This is a genomic window from Lacinutrix sp. MEBiC02404, assembly GCF_053601575.1.
The window spans coordinates 1-1,354 of the sequence record NZ_JBSHNV010000151.1 but is presented as its reverse complement, the minus strand read 5'-3'; the positions used below and the strand labels follow the sequence as shown (position 1 = coordinate 1,354).

Below are 1,354 nucleotides of genomic sequence, written 5' to 3'. Positions count from 1 at the left end.
CAGCTCTCCTCTTATTTTAAGAGGAGAATGAATTTAAATGCTTTTCGCATTTGAAGAAAGAGGAGTTAATAAAATAGTGTTGTGGATATCAAAATAGCTTCGCATTTTAGGTCAAACTCTCCAAATTTATTTGCAATAAATCCACCTCTCTTTAGCTAAAGAGAGGAGCAGGTTTTGTATTGTGATTATACTAACAAAGTAGCTCTCCTCTTATTTTAAGGGGAGAAATGAATTTAAATGCTTTTCGCATTTGAAGAAAGAGGAGTTAAAAGAGTAGTGTTTTGGATATTAAAACAGCTTCGCATTTTAGGTCAAACTCTCCGAATTTCTTTTCAATAAATCCACCTCTCTTTAACTAAAGAGAGGAGCAGGTTCTTTAGTATAATTATACTAATGAAGCAGCTCTCCTCTTATTTTAAGAGGAGAATGAATTTAAATGCTTTTCGCATTTGAAGAAAGAGGAGTTAATAAAATAGTGTTGTGGATATCAAAATAGCTTCGCCTTTTAGGTCAAACTCTCCAAATTTATTTGCAATAAATCCACCTCTCTTTAGCTAAAGAGAGGAGCAGGTCTTTAGTATAATTATACTAATGAAGCAGTTTTCCTCTAATTTTAAGAGGAGAATGAATTTCTATTTCCCAAAAAGGAAATGGAAAGAAAGAGGAGTTTGCTGTTATTATATAAAATGACTCTCAATCTCCATAAAAACAGAAGATAGATTGTCAAATACCATTCTGTTTTCAAATCTAATTACTTTGTAATTTAGGTTTTCTAGATATTTTGTTCTCTCATTATCTTTCTCCATTTGTAAAGCATTGTTATGAACTTCTCCGTCTAATTCAATGATTAACTTAAGTTCTGCACAATAAAAATCAACAATATAATAACCAATACTATGTTGTTTTGTAAAACGTTTATTTTTGAATTTCCTGGCTTTTAATTGATTCCATAAATACGCTTCTGCAGGAGTTAGCCTTTGCCTTAATGTAATTCTTAATTCTTGGAGTTCTTTTTTACTATGAATTTTACTTTTATTCATTGTATGAAGTTAAATATTTATCTTTAATTCTACAATAAAAACAATTTTGATAAAAGTGGATATAAAAATAGCTTTGCATTTTAGGTCAAACTCTCCGAATTTATTTGCAATAAATCCACCTCTCTTTAGCTAAAGAGAGGAGCAGGGTCTTTAGTATAATTATACTAATGAAACAGCTCTCCTCTTATTTTAAGAGGAGAATGAATTTAAATGCTTTTCGCATTTGAAGAAAGAGGAGTTAATAAAATAGTGTTGTGGATATCAAAATAGCTTCGCATTTTAGGTCAAACTCTCCAAATTTATTTGCAATAAAT

The 1,354-nt window shown here is 30.1% G+C and carries 1 protein-coding gene; it reads right to left on the bottom strand.

The window, feature by feature from the left end; all coding sequences use genetic code 11:
* Positions 1 to 677: 677 nt before the first annotated feature.
* Positions 678 to 1,040 (bottom strand): endonuclease domain-containing protein, encoded by a 363-nt coding sequence (locus ACVCXO_RS06390; RefSeq protein ID WP_452228759.1) that lies wholly within the window; start codon positions 1,038 to 1,040, stop codon positions 678 to 680.
* Between the last annotated feature and the right edge of the window lie 314 nt (positions 1,041 to 1,354).